13 protein-coding genes are annotated in these 15,265 nt (G+C 70.5%); 5 read left to right on the top strand and 8 right to left on the bottom strand.

Annotated features, from left to right (window positions below; translation table 11 throughout):
- Positions 1 to 55 precede the first annotated feature (55 nt).
- Both ACFWXQ_RS10285 and ACFWXQ_RS10280 read left to right on the top strand, forming a co-directional pair.
- Positions 56 to 1,450, top strand: coding sequence for a hypothetical protein (locus tag ACFWXQ_RS10285; protein ID WP_383939471.1), 1,395 nt, complete (start codon positions 56 to 58; stop codon positions 1,448 to 1,450).
- A 16-nt stretch (positions 1,451 to 1,466) separates the two neighbouring features.
- Entirely contained in the window at positions 1,467 to 2,192 is a 726-nt protein-coding gene (locus ACFWXQ_RS10280) for a hypothetical protein (RefSeq protein WP_383939474.1), read from the top strand.
- A gap of 38 nt (positions 2,193 to 2,230) precedes the next feature.
- Here ACFWXQ_RS10280 and ACFWXQ_RS10275 read toward each other — a convergent pair whose 3' ends face one another.
- The 3 genes from ACFWXQ_RS10275 to ACFWXQ_RS10265 all read right to left on the bottom strand — a co-directional run bounded on the left by ACFWXQ_RS10275 (position 2,231) and on the right by ACFWXQ_RS10265 (position 4,086).
- Positions 2,231 to 2,653, bottom strand: coding sequence for an NUDIX hydrolase (locus tag ACFWXQ_RS10275; protein WP_383939477.1), 423 nt, complete (start codon positions 2,651 to 2,653; stop codon positions 2,231 to 2,233).
- 69 nt (positions 2,654 to 2,722) lie between these two features.
- On the bottom strand, positions 2,723 to 3,562 hold the full coding sequence (locus tag ACFWXQ_RS10270) for an isocitrate lyase/phosphoenolpyruvate mutase family protein (RefSeq protein WP_383939480.1): 840 nt from the start codon (positions 3,560 to 3,562) through the stop codon (positions 2,723 to 2,725).
- Positions 3,559 to 4,086: a hypothetical protein gene (locus ACFWXQ_RS10265; protein ID WP_383939483.1), complete on the bottom strand. Its 528-nt coding sequence runs from the start codon at positions 4,084 to 4,086 to the stop codon at positions 3,559 to 3,561. Before ACFWXQ_RS10265 ends, ACFWXQ_RS10270 begins: the two co-directional genes overlap by 4 nt.
- Positions 4,087 to 4,387: 301 nt before the next feature.
- Here ACFWXQ_RS10265 and ACFWXQ_RS10260 point away from each other — a divergent pair, with 301 nt between their 5' ends.
- Positions 4,388 to 4,810: a hypothetical protein gene (locus ACFWXQ_RS10260; protein ID WP_383939486.1), complete on the top strand. Its 423-nt coding sequence runs from the start codon at positions 4,388 to 4,390 to the stop codon at positions 4,808 to 4,810.
- A gap of 9 nt (positions 4,811 to 4,819) precedes the next feature.
- On the opposite strand, the gene ACFWXQ_RS10255 is transcribed toward ACFWXQ_RS10260, so the two are convergent.
- The 4 genes from ACFWXQ_RS10255 to ACFWXQ_RS10240 all read right to left on the bottom strand — a co-directional run bounded on the left by ACFWXQ_RS10255 (position 4,820) and on the right by ACFWXQ_RS10240 (position 10,238).
- Complete coding sequence (locus tag ACFWXQ_RS10255) at positions 4,820 to 6,556, bottom strand: DUF2264 domain-containing protein (RefSeq protein ID WP_386267944.1); 1,737 nt, start codon at positions 6,554 to 6,556, stop codon at positions 4,820 to 4,822.
- Between the two features lie 83 nt (positions 6,557 to 6,639).
- Positions 6,640 to 7,713, bottom strand: coding sequence for a rhamnogalacturonan acetylesterase (locus ACFWXQ_RS10250; protein ID WP_383942325.1), 1,074 nt, complete (start codon positions 7,711 to 7,713; stop codon positions 6,640 to 6,642).
- A gap of 28 nt (positions 7,714 to 7,741) precedes the next feature.
- The gene (locus ACFWXQ_RS10245; RefSeq protein WP_383942328.1) at positions 7,742 to 9,154 is read right to left on the bottom strand and encodes an RICIN domain-containing protein; all 1,413 of its coding nucleotides are present in this window, start codon (positions 9,152 to 9,154) and stop codon (positions 7,742 to 7,744) included.
- A gap of 1 nt (position 9,155) precedes the next feature.
- A complete protein-coding gene (locus ACFWXQ_RS10240; protein WP_383942331.1) occupies positions 9,156 to 10,238 on the bottom strand; it encodes a family 43 glycosylhydrolase in 1,083 nt (360 codons plus the stop codon).
- Positions 10,239 to 10,561: 323 nt separating this feature from the next.
- Between ACFWXQ_RS10240 and ACFWXQ_RS10235 the strand changes: the two genes are divergently transcribed.
- Positions 10,562 to 12,631, top strand: coding sequence for an autotransporter (locus ACFWXQ_RS10235; protein ID WP_383942421.1), 2,070 nt, complete (start codon positions 10,562 to 10,564; stop codon positions 12,629 to 12,631).
- A gap of 218 nt (positions 12,632 to 12,849) precedes the next feature.
- Positions 12,850 to 14,145, top strand: coding sequence for a threonine--tRNA ligase (thrS, locus tag ACFWXQ_RS10230; protein ID WP_383942334.1), 1,296 nt, complete (start codon positions 12,850 to 12,852; stop codon positions 14,143 to 14,145).
- A 24-nt stretch (positions 14,146 to 14,169) separates the two neighbouring features.
- Here the strand turns inward: thrS and ACFWXQ_RS10225 are convergent, their stop codons facing one another.
- Positions 14,170 to 15,261 carry a sensor histidine kinase gene (locus ACFWXQ_RS10225; protein WP_383942337.1) on the bottom strand — a complete coding sequence of 364 codons (1,092 nt, stop codon included), beginning with the start codon at positions 15,259 to 15,261 and terminating at the stop codon, positions 14,170 to 14,172.
- Between the last annotated feature and the right edge of the window lie 4 nt (positions 15,262 to 15,265).

Here is a 15,265-nt window from a genome sequence, read left to right as displayed (position 1 = left end):
CTTAGACTGGAAACTTCGCCGGTTTCAGGTGCCGCCCTGGGGGAGGGAGCGCGCAGTGTCCCAACAGCAGCTCCGACGCGGCCCGTCCAGGCCGGACCCCGATCCGCACCTGCCCCATGGCCCGCGCCCCGCGCGCATAGTGCGCTGGCTGGGCGGTTTGGGCTGCGCAGCCGCCGGCTACGCGGTGTTCCAGTCCCTGGTCGGGGTGCTGCCGGACAGTATCGACGGGGAGTCCGCGCGGTACGCGATCGCTGTCGTGAGCGGACTCGCCACAGCCGTCGCGGCCTGGCTGTCGGCGGCGCTGCTCCGGTCCCGGTACGCGGACACGGACAACTCCCCTGTGCCGACCGGGCAGTTGACGGCCAACGCCGTGGCCATGTCGGGGCCGGGACCGCTCCCCGCGCTCTTCTCCGCCGCGTACGACACCCTCGCCGAACAGGTCTGCGTGGTCGACGACCCGGTCCGCGGGCGGCTCACGGGATGGGCGCACTCCCTCGGCGAGAGCGGCCCCGGCCGGCCCACCTCGGTGGGCACCGCGTACGGCCTGCACATCATGCTCGACCTCGGGATGCCCGAAGGCCGGATCGGCGCGGGCGACCTGGTGGACACACTGTGGCGGCTGCGGCTGCCAGACGGCGGCTGGTCGGCGCGCTCGCAGGGCTCCCAGGCCCGCCCGGAGGTGACCGCCCTGGTGCTGGGCGCGCTGGCCCGGGCGGGGGCCTCGCGGGAGCGGCTGGCGGCCGAGGTGGCGGTCTGCGAGGCGGGCTTCACCCATGAACTGGACCGTGCCGGGCGGGAGTTGACGCATGTCGTGACGACCGTGCTGCGCGGTCTGCTGCGTGCCGCGCCCGGTTCGGACGCGCTGCCGCTGCTGCGGGACGCGCTGGTCGAGGGCGCGGTCACCGATCCGCGTCGCCAGCACCGGCGTTGCTGGGGCTACCGGCTCGCGCCCTTCCACGGCCCGCCGTCGCCGCTGCACACCGCACAGGCCGTGGTCGCCCTGGACCGTGCGGCCCGGGTGCTGGGCGGCGAGAGCGCCAACGGCCGCGCGGCCCGTGAGGACGGGGTGCGCTGGCTGCTCGCCTGCCCGGACGCCCCGCACGACGCCTGCCTCGATCTGGCCAACCTCCGGGAGGAGGTGCGCAGGCCCCGCACCGACGACCCGTCCCGCCACGAGGTCCTGAACGTACGGCACTTCACGGCCTCCTGGGTCGTCCGCGCCCTGCTCACCCCCGGCGCCCGGGACATCGCGCGCGAGGACGGCCTGGAGGAGGAGTGGCGGGAGCGGCTGAACGGCGCGGTGAGCGCGGTGTGGGCGGGACAGACGGACGGCATATGGACGTGGGTCCGCGACGACGCCAGCGAGCTGCGCCGCCCCATGTGGATGACCTATCAGGGTCTTTCGGCGCTGCGGGCGCATGCCGTATGGGTATACCAACCGAATGGCTGAGACAGGAGAAGCGTGCATGGGTGGTCGGCAGGTCCTGGCGGCACGGAGGCTGCTCGCCGAGGCGCTGGACGGCGAACTGCCCGAGCACGAACGGGTGTTGGCGGCCCGCTCGGTCGTTGCCGAACTGGGTTCCCCCGACCGCCTGTTGGAGCTGACCGCCGAACTCGCCTCCGGTGAGGGCGACCCGGACGGCTGCGCCCGCCTGTCGTACCGCCATGTCCTCGGCTTCGACAAGCTCCTGCTCATCGACGGCGGCCCGCACCACATGCTGCGCGCCCATCTGTGGCATGCGGGACGCGGGGCGATCGGCAAGGAGGACATCCACAACCACCGTTCCCCGCTTGCCTCTTACGTCGTACGGGGGCGGCTGGCGATGGAGCTGTACGCGCCTCGGGAGAGCGGTGACATCGAGGCGGACCGCTACCGGGAGTCCCTGGCGGACGAGTCGGCCGACTGGCTCCTGGAGCCGACGGGTCCGGCCCGGCTGCACCTCACGCAGGTCGCGGAGTACGCGGCCGGCAGCACCTACGCCCTGCCCGCGCACACCCTGCACCGGGCGTGGTGCAACACGGCCGAGCCGACGGTGACGCTCTTCCTGGAGACGGGGAGCGGACGCCGTGAGCACACCGACGTGTTCACGGCGGCGGGACCGCATCCGGGGTCGGTGCCGAAGGTGCCACTCGACGTGGCCGACTATCTGGCCGAACTCGACGCGCTGGCGGAGCTGCTCAGAAGCACGTGAGAGTCAGGTGCTCGTGAGGGCCAGAGGCTCGTGAGGAGTCAGGTGCTCGTGAGGGCCTGTTGGACGATGTCCAGGTTGTACGCGTCGATGTCGACGCTGTGCAGCTCGGCGGGGCTCAGCCAGACGTACCGCTGATCCGGCTTCTGCAGGGTGATGTGCCAGGAGAGGGGCCTGACCAGGAAGTTCTCCTGCCAGTTCTTGATCTCGTGGCCCTGGTACTCACTCACGAACGACGATTCGCCGACCCTCCGGACGACCTCGCCGAGAAGGCCCGTCTCTTCCTTGAGCTCCCGCAGCACACCGTCCTCGGGACTCTCGCCGGGCTCCAGTTTTCCGCAGGGAACGCCCCACACCAGGGGCAGGAACCGCTCGGTCTCGCTGCGGCGCACCAACAGCACACGGCCTTCGTGCATCACGACGGCGGCCGCCAGTCGCTTGTCGCCGGGGATCTCCATGTCCATGGTTCCTCGGTCCCTCGGTTCCTCGCCGGTCGGAGTCCACAGGGTTCTATACCCACGAAAACATCAACGCTACCAGGGTCGCCCAAGGGTGTCCGGCCGTTGGGAGCCGGGCCGTACGAGCGCCTGCACCTCGCCGTACGTCGGTGCGGGCCCCTCGACGGGCCGGCCCGCGCGGATCAGGGCAGCCGTCTCCACCGCCGCGCCCAGGGCCCTGCGATAGAGGAGCGAGCCGAGGCTGATACGGCGTACGCCCAGGTCGGCGAGGGCGGGCACGGTCGGGCCCGTGGGCGAGTAGAGGATGTTGAGGGGAACGTCCAGGGTCTTCAGCAGGGCGGTGATCCGGGCCGGTTCGGAGAGGCCCGGGACGAACACCCCGTCGGCGCCCGCCTGTTGATAGGCGTCGAGACGGCGGCTCGTGTTGTCCATGTCACCGCCGTCGACGCCCGTGTCACGGCCGCCGTCGTCGTCGCCCAGCCAGTGGGTGTCGGTCCGGGCGTTCACGAACAGGCCCGGTACGGCGGACTTCACCGCCGCGATCTTCGCCGCGTGGAGTTCGACGGGTGCCAGGGTGCCGTCGGGGCGGCCGTCCTCCAGGTTGATGCCCACGGCTCCTACGGCGGCCAGTTCGCGGGCCACCCCGGCGACCTCGTCCGGGTCGTCGCTGAAGCCGCCCTCGGTGTCGACCGAGAGGAGGAACGGGCCGTTGCCCAGCGCCAGGGCCAGGTTCAGGGTCGCGTCGCGGGTCGCCGCCGCCCCGTCGGGCAGTCCGGCGGCCGCGGCCACTCCCAGGCTGGTCGTGCCGACCGCTGCGAAGCCCTGGGCGGCCAGGGCCGCCGCCGAGGCGTGGTCCCAGGCGTTGGGGAGCAGCAGCGGGGTGTCGGCGTGGTGGAGTGCGGCGAAGGCGGTCACGTCGTGCCGCCCAGGTCGCCCAGGTCGCCCACGGCGTCGGCGTAGTACGTGGATCCCGTGAGATGGAAGGCGAGTTGGCGGAAGGTCCACCCGTCGCCGGGCGAGTGGTCGAGCTGTTCCTCGGTGAGCGCGGACAACCGGTTCGCCCAGATCCGGGCCAGCCGGCCGAGCCTGCTGCGGGCCTCGTCCAGGTCCTCCTGGGTGAAGGGCGCGAGATCGGCCGGTGTGGTGGTCGCGGAGGCATGCCAGTGGTCGGGCAGCGGGCGCTCGCCGACGAGCCTGGCCTCCAGTTCGGCGAGGTGGTCGACCAGGTGGTCGGCGACCCGACGGACGGCCTTGTGCGGGGTGTAGACACGGTCGTCGACATGGGCGGGCGTCCCGTCCCAGGCGGTCCAGGTCGCGGCCAGGGCGAGGACGTGGTCGACCATGGCGGTGAGGGCTTGGGCAGGGTCGCGGTCGTCGGTGGCCGGGGTGTCGTCCCCTGAGGCCGTGGGCGTGGCGGCGGGTGCTTCGGACGTGGTCATACGGCAACGCTAGGGGCGGAACGCTTCGGCACTCGCCGAACAATTCCGGGCTCCTGCCCGACGGTCCCGGTGGTCCTGCCCGACGGTCCCGGTGGTCCGGCCCGACGGTCCCCGTGGTCCTGCCCGGCGGTCCCAGCGGTCCCGGTAATCCGGGTGATCCGGGTGAGGAAACGCACCAGGTCACCCTCGCCCGCCTCGAACCCTGAGGCGGAGCCATCCCGTCCGTGCAACCCCTGACGGGGCTGAGCCGTCTCAACCACTGCCAGCACCAGTGCGCGCGGCGAACGGGGAGGTCGGTGCGATGGCCGGCAGCGGGAAGCACGGTTTCGTCCGGAGCGTGCGGCGGTTCTTCTGGCTGCCCCGGGACATGCCACGCCGTCCTGCCGCGGCGCTGCCCCTGGTGCAGTCGTGGCTGTTCGCGGTGGCTGTGGGGGCCCTCTTCGCGGTGTTCACCCCGGACGACGACGTCCTGACGCCGTCGATCATGACGGTCGTCCTATGGGTGGCCACGCTCGACGACGTGATCAAGGGTGTACGGCACCGCTGGCCCGCCTTCCTGATCTCGTGGGCCGTCGGCTGGGGTCTCGTCCGGCTCCTGTCCGCGAAGTTGCCGGGTCTCGGCGATTCCCACTGGGAGGAGTTCGCCGTCTTCGCTCCGGCAACGGCGGTGACCGTGGCCGTGTTCGTCGAGATCACCCGGCTGCCCCAGAACCGACGCCTGTGACCCGCGCGCTCAGGCGCCCGGCCGCCCGGTGCCGACCTCGACCGCCCCGTCGTCCAGCCGGGCCCGCACCTCGCGCCCGCCGCTCCAGCGGACGTGGATCTCGTCCGTCCCGTCCACGACGGTCACGGCCACCGACTCATCCAGCGGAACCGGCTCCGGCTCGGCGGTGAGACGGGCGAGCGCGACGAAGACGGTGTCGGCGGTGGCCGTGGCACCGGTCAAGCCGTCGGACGCACTCAACAGGCCGTGGACTGGCTGGAGTTCGGCACGCGCGCCGCTCTCCCCCGCCGCCCATCCCGTGACCCGTACCGCCGTCCCCTCTGGCGCGCCCGACACCCGGAACGCCCGTACCTCCACCGCGCCCTCGGCCAGCACAAGGCTTGTGACGCGGGCGCCGGAGGCCGTCGTGTGCCGGGACGCCACCCAGCCGTCGCCCACGCCGAGCGGCTCGATGCCGCTGCGGCTCGGATCGTCCCCGACGATCACGCTGTTGTCGTACGACGGTGAGGGTGTCGTCACCGTCGAGTACGCGAGGCGCGTGTAGTACGGGTCGTAGCGGACGTCCTCGCTGCCGTGGTTGTGGAGGCGGACCAGACCGTCCGAACTCGTCGACTGGAGAAGCCAGTTGGGCGGGCCGACGGGGTGGGACTCGTCCGCCCGTTCCGCCGGTCGGGGCTCCTCTGTCGCCGTCCACACCTCGTGGTCCGGCGGGAGCAGCAGGCCGAGGAAGCCCTTGCTCGCCCAGTACGGGGAGGCGGGGCCCGAATAGCCTTGCAGGACGGCCGAGTTGGGGCCGTGCCAGCCGAGGGTCAGCAGGCCGTGGTCGTCCACGGCTCCCCGGTCGAGGAAGTACTTGAGCGCGCCGGACGCCAGTCGCCGTGTCTCGCCCGGCGACAGGGGCGTACGGCCGGTGAGCGCGCCGAGCCAGAGGGGGGCGGTCGTCGCGAAGCGGTACGTCAGTGAGCGGCCCTGGTGCATCGGGGCGCCGTCGCCCCCGAACAGGCGGGCGTAGTCGGCGAGATGGGCCGAGAGACGGCCGCCGTAGAGGTCCAGCAGCCGCTCGTCGTCGGCCAGCCAGGCGTGCAGCACCGGGTACAGGTGCATGGCCCAGCCGTTGTAGTAGTCGAAGGCGCGTCCGTCGCCGTCGGTGTACCAGCCGTCGCCGACGTACCACTGCTCGATGCGGTCGAGGCCCCGGTCGATGGCGGCACGGGACAGCGTGGGCTCGTACCCGATCTCTTCGAGGAAGCCGCCGACCGTCACCGGGAACAACTCCCAGTTGCAGGGCCAGGGTTCGGCCGTCAGCGCGTCGCCGAGCCAGGCGGCGGCCCGCTGTCGTACGCCGTCGTCGAGGCGGTCCCAGAGGAGGGGCCGGGTGATGCGGAGGGCGAGGGCGATGGAGGCGGCCTCGACGAGGGGCTGGCTGCGGTCCTGGATGCGGGGCCAGATGCCCGCGGTTCCGGCTGCGAGGCCTTCGGCGTACCGCTCCAGGGCCTTCTCGTCGCGGCGGAAGGCGGCCAGCATCAGCGTACGGGCGTATCCCTCCAGGCCGTCGGAGAGGCGGCCCGACCAGCTCGTGTGGTCGCCGGGCAGGTGGTAGAGGGCGCGGTCCTCGGTCGCGTACGGTTCCACGGCCGCGAGCAGGGAGTCGGCCGCCGCCTCCCAGTGGGCGCGCGTGTACCCGGTGTGCGGGCTGAGGATGCGGTCCTCAGGGACTCCTGCGGGACCTGCGGGGCCTGCGGACATCGGTCGGGCTTCCTGTCTCGCTCGGTGGAACGGGTGGTACCTGGGACGCCCCGGTTCCGGACGGGACGCCCCAGGGGTCCAGCTCACCTCAACAGGCGCTCGGGCACCAGGTGTTGGGCAAGGAGTTCGTCGCGGACGAGTTGCGCGTACGCCGTCGCGCCGTACGCGGAGGTGTGGGTGTTGTCCCTCTTCTCGTTGTAGAGGTAGAGCGCCTTGGAGCCCTCGACACCCAGCGACTCGACCAGTGCCTTCGTCCTGGCCGTGAGGTCGATGAGCGGCACGTCCTGGGCTGCGGCGACCGAGCGGGTGACGGCAGGGTGGTCGACACCGAGGCCGTTCACCAGCAGGGCCGTACCGTTGTTGAGCGTGCCGTCGCTGTTGAACCAGCGGCGGACGATGGGGGTGACCAGAACCGGACGGCCACCCTTGTCCCGTACGCCCGCGACGAGCGTTTCGAGGTTCGCGCGGTACGTCGCCTCGTCGGTCTGCTTGTCGTTGTGGGCGAGCTGGACGAGGACGAGGTCGCCCTTGCGGATCAGCGGCTGGACGGTCGCGAAGAGCCGTGGATCGGCGAGGTAGGTGACCGTACTCTCCCCGGAATCCCCGTAGTTGGCGACCGAGACACCCTTGCGGAGGTACTGCGGGAGTTGCTGGCCCCAGCCGGAGTAGGGGTCGCCCGGCTGGTCGCAGACCGTGGAGTCGCCGACCAGGAAGATCTGCCGGGTGTGCCGGGCGGCGGCCGGAGTGACCCGGATGTCGGCGAGTGCGGGTGCCGAGCCGCCGACGACCAGGTCGAGGCCGGGCGTGCCCTCGGCTCCGGTGGGTTCGCCCTCGGGGGTGCGGACGTTCACGGTGAAGGTGCGGGTGACCGGCTCGCCCGCCCCGGTGAGCGTCTCTGCGAGCAGGGTGCGGCGCGACTCTCCGATGATGCCGGTGCTCGCCGCGGTGTCACCGCCGAGCCGGACACGCACGTCGTACGTGCCCGGCGTGACGTCGAAGTGACATGCCGTCGCGGTGCAGTTCTCCATTCCCAGGCCCGTTCCCGTGCCCATCCCCGTGCCCATCCCTGTGCCGCGGCCGTGTGCCTGGGCCGGGATCACGGACAGGGCCGTGGCGATGGTCAGCGTGGCCAGCAGGGTGATCGTCGTGCGTCTCAACGCGACTCCTCAATTCCCCTCAAGGCCCTCAAGTCCCTCGGGTCCACTGCTGGTTGGTCGCGCCGTTGCACGTGTACGTGATGATCGCGGCGGAGTCGGCGGTGGAAGCGCCGTTCACGTCCAGGCACTCGCCGCTCGCGCGGGACGTGATGGTCACGTAGGAACCGCTGGTGGTGAGCGACCACTGCTGGTTGGTCGCGGTGGAGCTGCAGTTCTCCTGGGTGACGGTGTTGGCGTTCTCCTGCACGCACAGGGAGCTGTTGCGCACGTTCAGCTGGTAGTAGCCGCTGCCCAGGGACTTGAACCAGTACTTCTGGTTGTTGCCGCCGTTGCAGGTGTACTGCTTGATCTGGGCACCCGCCCACAGCGACTGACTGGTCACGTCGGCGCACTTGGCGGAGTTGCGGGCGATCAGCGTGTTGTAGGTGGCGCTCGTGCCGGTGACCGTCCCGGCGGTCGTGTCGACGGTGACCTCCGGTGACCAGGACATGGACATCGTGGTCGAGCTCGGGAACGTCAACGGCAGCCACACATAACGGGAGTCGTTGACCGTGCCGCCGAACGCGTTGCCCCAGCGGTCGCCCATGTAGAGGTACGAGGTGCCCGAACTCCCCTGTATGGGAAGGACGTACGCGGTCTGCGAGCCGTAGGTCGTCGAGTCGCCGACGTTGGTCATGGCCGTCCACGGGCCCGCGATCGAGGTCGCCGTGGCGTACTGCTGCTGGTTGGGGTTCCAGCCCGTCGCGCCCGAAGTGAGCATGAAGTAGACGCCGTTGCGCTTGAAGAGCGCCGGGGCCTCGCGGTGGCCGCCGTGCCAGGGGTCCGCGACCAGGCTCGCGATGCCCGTGTAGTCGGCGGTCAGTCGGTAGATCTGGAGGTCGTAGTTCTCGCGGGCCGCCGAGATCATGTATCCGGCGCCGTCGGTGTCCACGAACACCGTGATGTCACGGGACATGTGCGTGCCGAGCGGCCGGAAGCTGCCCTGCCAGGAGTAGTTGCCGTCGACCGTGTCCGACACGGCGACCGCCGCGCGGGCCTCGCCGTAGTCGACGCCGTTCTCCTTGTGCATCCACATCACGAACTTGCCGGTGGACGCGTTGTACATGACCTTCGGCCGCTCGATGTTCGCGGTCGCCAGCTCCGGGTCGCTCGCCTCGGTGAGGACGTGGTTGCGGAACTCCCAGTTCTTCAGGTCCGTCGAGCGGTAGGCGTCCACGTACCTGAAGGTGTTGTCGGTGTTCCGGTTCTCGCCGAACCAGTAGTAGTACGAGCCGACCTTGATGACCCCGCCGCCGTGTGCGTGCAGGGCGTTGCCGCCGGTGTCCGTGAACTGGGTGCCGTTGGTGACGGTCTGGGGCGCCGCCTGGGCCGGACCGGCCGTGGCGAGGGCGCCGGCCAGCGCGAGACAGAGGGCGAGGAGTACCGCGTACGCACGTCTCATCTCAGACACTCTCCTTCGAGGTGTCGGCCACGGGGATGCCGAAGTCGGGGGTACCGTCGGGCTTCCAGCCGAGCCGTTGAATGCGGGTGTGCCGGTTGGGGTCGTTCAGCGGGTCGCCGACGATGTCCTTGTACTGGCGGGCGTGGTAGACGAGGACGTCGGTGCGGCCGTCCTCGGCGACGGTGAAGCTGTTGTGGCCTGGGCCGTACTGCTTGGTGGTGTCGTTGCTGGTGAAGACCGGTGTGGGCGACTTGGACCAGTTGGCCGGGTCCATGAGGTCGCTGTGGGCGTCGGCGGTCAGCAGGCCCATGCAGTAGTTGAAGTCGGTGGCGCTCGCCGAGTACGACATGAAGACACGGCCGTTGCGCTTGATGACCGACGGGCCCTCGTTGACCTTGTAGCCGATCACCTCCCACGGCAACTCCGGTGTGGTGAGCCGGACCTGAGGTCCCGTCAGGGTCAGCGGATCGGCCATCTCGGACAGCCAGACGGCGGTGTTGTTGTCCATGCCGGGCTCGTGCTGGGCCCAGGCGAGATAGCGGGTGCCCCGGTGGGTGAAGGTGGTGGCGTCGAGGGAGAAGGTCTCCCAAGCGGTCTTCAACTGGCCCTTCTCGACCCACTCCCCGCGGAAGGGATCGCGGCTCGCGTTCTCCAGCACCCAGATGCGGATGGCCCAGATGTCGTTCGCGGGCGCGGCGGCGAAGTAGACGTACCACTTGCCGTCGATGTGGTGGATCTCCGGCGCCCAGATGTGCGCGCCCATGTCACCGCTCGCGTGCTTCGTCCAGATCACGGACTCGGCGGCCCCGGTCAGCCCGCGCAGGGTCCGGGAGCGGCGCAGGATGATCCGGTCGTACTCGGGGGCCGTGGCCGTGAAGTAGTAGTGGCCGTCCCGGTGTCGGTGGATGTGCGGGTCGGCGCGGTTGCGGACGAGCGGGTTGGCGTACCGGCCGCCTGGTCCGGCCCCGTCGGCGGCGGCCTCGGCGACCCCGGGTACGGCCGTGAGAGCGCCCGCGGCCAGGGCGCCCTTCAGGAGGAGTCTGCGGCTGGGGACTTCGGACGGGTCGACGTCATTGCGGCTCATGCGTGTGCCCCTCCACGCTCATGTTCACAATTTCGAACAACATCTGACATTAAGAAACGCCGAAACCGTAAGGGCGCGTTCCGGGGAGGTCAACGGATCGGGAGCGATCCGGGGAGCGAAATTTTTGCGACCGAAGTTTCTGTTATCGGCCCCGGGCCACGCCCGTCTCCACGGACGTGAACAAGAACATCCGCGTACCGGCGGCAGGGATTGGCGTACGGGCGACAGGGATTCGTCGACGGGCAGCAGGTATCCGCGTACGGGCGGCGGGAGTCGGCGGGGCGCTCGCCTTCGTCGTCGCGACAGGAGTCGTGGCAGGAGTCGTGGCAGGAGTCGTGGCAGGAGTCGTGGCAGCACCGGCCGCGGTTGCGGCGCCCGCCGGGGCGAAGGACGTCACGGCGGCGGTGCTCGCCGACCGGGACGTGACGCTGAGCGGCGACACCGTGGTGACCGTACCGGCCGGGGAGACCACGTACGACGGGGTGTTCCGGGGCGAGGGCACGCTCACCGTGCGCGGCTCCGGCACCCTGGTCCTCACCAAGGACAGCGACTTCACGCTGCCCAAGTCCAGGCAGCGGCAGCGCGTCGCCACCCAGGGCGGCAACCACCCGTACACCACCGTGAGCAACCCGGACCCGCCCGCGATCACCGTCGAGCGCGGGGCGACCCTCCAGTACGGAACGGGCGGCGGCGCGGGTCTGATCGGGCACTTCCCGTACAACACCCCGGGCTACCAGTTGAACCAGCTCAACATCAAGGTCGACGGGACACTGCGGCTCTCGCTCGTACGGACCTTCAACCTCGGCACGATCAGCGGTTCGGGGCTGGTCAGCCAGCCGCGGTTCATGTGGGGCAAGCTCGACATCGCGGGCACGCACCCGTTCACCGGAGTGATCGACAACGGCACGGCGATGGACGCGGGCAAGTCCGAGTACCCCGTGTCCCTGCCGAACGCCCGCGCCATCCTCAACCAGGGCACCTGGACCGTCGACACCCCGCTCGGCCAGACGGTCACCCTGCGGCAGAACTTCTACCAGCGGGAGTACGGCAGCGACATCAACGTCCAGTCCCGGCCCGGCAGCAAGGTCGTACTCACCGGCCAGTACAGCTGGTCGGACCAGGGCGGCGACACCAACCCCACGCTCAGCGACCCGGCGCTCAACTGGCGGCCCGCGACGAAGAACGTCAACAAGCGCGGCACCAACATCAAGGGGGCCAACGTCCAGTGGGGCGACGGGACCACCAGCAGGATCTTCATGCCGGGGACGGCCGAGACGGTCTACATCAACCTGCTTGCCGCCAGATCCCGTTCGCTGCTCACCTTCGACTACAACGGGCCCGTGACGCTCGGCGCGCCCATAGGCGGCGGCCGGTTCCACGACACGCTGTCCGCGCCCGGTGCCGGGGACGTGGTCGTCAAGGGGACCAGGGGCAACGACGTCACCTTCGCCGCCGTCCAGTACTACAACGGCTCAACGACCGTCCAGAGGGGCGCGGTCCTGCGGCTGGGCAGCGGAAAGGCGGGAGGCGACGGCGGGCTGTACACCAAGGGCGACCTCTACAAGGTGGTCAACGACGGCTCGTTGGTGCTGCGCAACACCTCCAAGCCGCTGGTCCTGTCCCGGATCAGCGGCAGCGGCTCGCTCACGCAGTCGGGTGCGGCGACGACCACGCTGACGGGCACGGCGGTGGCGTACACCGGGACGACGACCGTCACCAAGGGCACGCTCGCGCTCGACGGGACGGGCCTGGCCCGCAGCAGGGCGATCCGCCTGACGACCTCCGGCGCGCGGCTCGACGTCCGCAAGGCGCCCGGCGCGGCGCTGGATCTGTCCACCTCCCTGTCCGGCAGGGGCACGGTCGTCGGCTCGGTGACCAGTACGGGCAAGGTCTCGGGCGGGATGACGGTGACCGGGGACTACACGCAGCGCTCGGGCGGTCAACTCGTCGTAGGCGGTGAGGCGTTGAAGGTCGGCGGCAAGGTGACGCTGGCGGGGAAGCTGGATGCCAAGTCGGTCACTTCCTCGAAGACGGTCACGCTCATCGACCACGCAGGCAAGGCGAAGACGACCGGTACGTTCACCGGGCTGAAGGACGGTGCCACGGTGGCGGTGGGGAAGACCAAGTACCGGATCAGCTACCGGGGCGGCGACGGCAACGACGTCGTCCTGACCACCGCCACCACCGCGAGCCCGTCGGCGACCGCCCGCGCAGCCGCCGGGTCGGCCGACCCAAGGGTCACCCGTACGGAGAACGCAGCCAACAAGGGCTCCCTATCGCGTACTTGGTGGCCGATCGCTGCCGCGCTGACCCTGCTGGTGCTGCTCGTGATCCCGGTGACCAGGCGTCGGCGGGGACGGCGGAGGGGCGGACGGCACGCGTCCGCAGGGTAACGGGCCACTCGGCAGCAGGAAAAACCCCGCGCGCACTCCCCCACCCCGTTGCTACCGTCCCCCTCATGAAGCGCGCCCATATGACGACGACGCCGGAGAGTGTCCCGGCGCGCTGACTCATGAGCCAGTCCGAAGCCCCGGGGCGAGTGCCCCGGGGCTTCGGCGTACCACCCGGTCACTCGCCCGGACATCTTCCCGTCCACGAGGAGACCGCAACCATGAACGACAACCACACCGGCAACCACGCCGGCAATCACAGCGGCAGCAGCCACGGCCAGGATCACGGCGACCGTCACGACCATCGCAGGCTCGGCCGTGAGCTGGACCTGTTCGACACCGATCCGCTGATCGGCGCGGGGCTGCCGTACTGGCTGCCCGACGGCGCGACCGTACGGCACACCCTGGAGGAGTACATCCGCGGCGAGGAACGGCGGGCCGGCTACCGGCACGTGTACTCGCCGGTGCTCGGCAAGCGGGAGCTGTACGAGATCTCGGGGCACTGGTCGCACTACAGCGAGGACATGTTCCCGCCGATGCAACTGGGCTCGGAGCAGGTCGTGCTGCGCCCGAGCCTGTGTCCCCACCACGCGGTGATCTACCGTTCCCGCTCCCACAGCTACCGCGAACTCCCGCTCAGAATGGCGGAGTTGGGCGGCATGTACCGCTCCGAGCTGTCCGGCGTACTCGGCGGTCTCACCCGCGTACGGGCGATCCAGCTCAACGACGCGCACATCTTCTGCACCCTGGACCAGGTGGCCGACGAGGCGGGGGCGGCGCTGGAGATGATCCGTCGGGCGTACGAGGCGCTCGGGATCAAGCCTGTCCGGTACCGGCTGTCCCTGCCGGGCCCCGGCGGCAAATACGTCGCCGCGCCCGAGCTGTGGCGGCGGTCCACCGCGCTGCTGACCGAGGTCCTGGACCGCTCGGGGCTGCCGTACGAGGCGGCCGAGGGCGAGGCCGCGTTCTACGGTCCGAAGATCGACGTCCAGGTCGCCGACGGCGCGGGCCGTGAGTCCACCCTGTCCACCGTGCAGGTCGACTTCCACCAGCCCGAGCGGTTCGGCCTGCACTACATCGGCGCGGACGGCGGCAGGCACCGGCCGGTCATGGTCCACCGCAGCATCATCGGCAGCGTGGAGCGTGCCGTGGCGCACCTCGTCGAGCAGCACGGCGGTGCCTTCCCGCCCTGGCTCGCCCCGACCCAGCTGGTGATCCTGCCGATCTCGGACGCGGAACTCCCGAACGCCGTCTCCCTCGCCCGCCGCTGCACCGAACGGGGTCTGCGGGCCGAGATCGCCGGCCCGGAGAGCGGCAGCCTGGGCGCCCGCGTCCGGGCGTCCCGTCTGGTTCCGTACCAGGCGGTGATCGGCGCGAAGGAGGCCGTGGACGACCGGGTGGCACTGCGGCTGCGTGACGGCCGCCGCCTCGGACCGCTACCGGCCGAGGAGGTCGTCGACCGGGTCGCGTCACTGACCGGGGCGCACAGCACCGAGCTGTGGGACGGCCCGGCCTGAGCGCGGCCCGTAGTCCGTAGCAGGTCAGCTCGCGCCAGAGACCGCGGCGGGCAGTTCCACCGTGATGTGGAGCCCGCCGTCGGAGCGCGGGGTGAGGGTGAGTGTTCCGTCGTGTGCCTGAGTGATCGTCTTGACGATCGCCAGGCCGAGGCCGACGCCTGCGTGGTCGGTGTGTACGCGTTCGGTGCCGCGCTGGAATCGTTCGGTGAGTGTCGAGGCCCGTTGGGGGGTGAGCTTCTCGCCGGTGTTCTCGACCGTGAGCACCACGGCGTCGGGGCGCACGCCGGTGTCGACCCGCACGGTGCCGTGTTCGGGGAGGTTGTGGACGATCGCGTTGTGCACGAGGTTCGTGGTCAGCTGCAGCAGGAGCGCGTGCGATCCGAGGGCGGGCGCGATCTCGCCGGAGGTCTCGACGGTGACGCCACGCTTCTCGGCGAGGGGCAGGAGCGTCTCGGTGGCTTCCTCCGCCAGGAGGGACAGGTCGACGTGTTCCCGGTTGAAGGACCGCTGGTCGGCGTGGCTGAGCAGGAGCAGTGCCTCGGTGAGGTCGATCGCCCGGGTGTTGACGGCGTGGAGGCGGTCGATGACTTCACCGGCGTCCCGGTACGGATCGGCGCGGGCCACGTCGAGAAGCGCCTTCGAGACCGCCAGCGGGGTGCGCAGCTCGTGAGAGGCGTTGGCCGCGAATCTCTGCTGTTCGGCGACGTGGGCTTCGAGCCGGGCGAGCATCGCGTCGAAGGCGTCGGCGAGTTCACGGAACTCGTCCTTGCGGCCCGGCAGCCGGATCCGGTGGGAGAGCGATCCGTTCGTGGCGGTGCGTGTCGCGTCCGTGATGCGGGTCAGCGGGGCGAGCATGCGGCCGGCCAGGATCCACCCTCCCACGAGGCCGAACACCAGCAGGAACACCAGTACCGCGGCCGCTCTCGGAGCGAAGACGTCCAGGAGGGCTGACCGGATGGGGAAAACACCACCGGTGGGCCGGTCATCGGGGTTGATGAGCATCGCTCGGTCGGGGACATAGCGCAGGAGGAACACCCACACCGCCGTGAGAAGCAGGGCGCCGGCAACCATGAGGAATCCGGCGTAGCTGAGGGTGAGTTTGAGGCGGACGCTCATGCCG

The organism is Streptomyces sp. NPDC058697, assembly GCF_042715345.1.
GTDB lineage: Bacteria > Actinomycetota > Actinomycetes > Streptomycetales > Streptomycetaceae > Streptomyces > Streptomyces liliifuscus.
The sequence above is the reverse complement of the archived record's forward strand: the minus strand, read 5'-3'. Positions and strand labels throughout refer to the sequence as shown.

What these genes read in the sequence shown, in the direction of transcription:
- ACFWXQ_RS10280 (WP_383939474.1), top strand. Translation starts at nt 1,467, where the DNA reads ATGGGTGGTCGGCAGGTCCTGGCGGCACGGAGGCTGCTCGCCGAGGCG.
- ACFWXQ_RS10275 (WP_383939477.1), bottom strand. Translation starts at nt 2,653, where the DNA reads ATGGACATGGAGATCCCCGGCGACAAGCGACTGGCGGCCGCCGTCGTG.
- ACFWXQ_RS10265 (WP_383939483.1), bottom strand. Translation starts at nt 4,086, where the DNA reads ATGACCACGTCCGAAGCACCCGCCGCCACGCCCACGGCCTCAGGGGAC.
- ACFWXQ_RS10260 (WP_383939486.1), top strand. Translation starts at nt 4,388, where the DNA reads ATGGCCGGCAGCGGGAAGCACGGTTTCGTCCGGAGCGTGCGGCGGTTC.
- ACFWXQ_RS10255 (WP_386267944.1), bottom strand. Translation starts at nt 6,556, where the DNA reads ATGTCCGCAGGCCCCGCAGGTCCCGCAGGAGTCCCTGAGGACCGCATC.
- ACFWXQ_RS10245 (WP_383942328.1), bottom strand. Translation starts at nt 9,154, where the DNA reads ATGAGACGTGCGTACGCGGTACTCCTCGCCCTCTGTCTCGCGCTGGCC.
- ACFWXQ_RS10240 (WP_383942331.1), bottom strand. Translation starts at nt 10,238, where the DNA reads ATGAGCCGCAATGACGTCGACCCGTCCGAAGTCCCCAGCCGCAGACTC.
- thrS (WP_383942334.1), top strand. Translation starts at nt 12,850, where the DNA reads ATGAACGACAACCACACCGGCAACCACGCCGGCAATCACAGCGGCAGC.
- ACFWXQ_RS10225 (WP_383942337.1), bottom strand. Translation starts at nt 15,261, where the DNA reads ATGAGCGTCCGCCTCAAACTCACCCTCAGCTACGCCGGATTCCTCATG.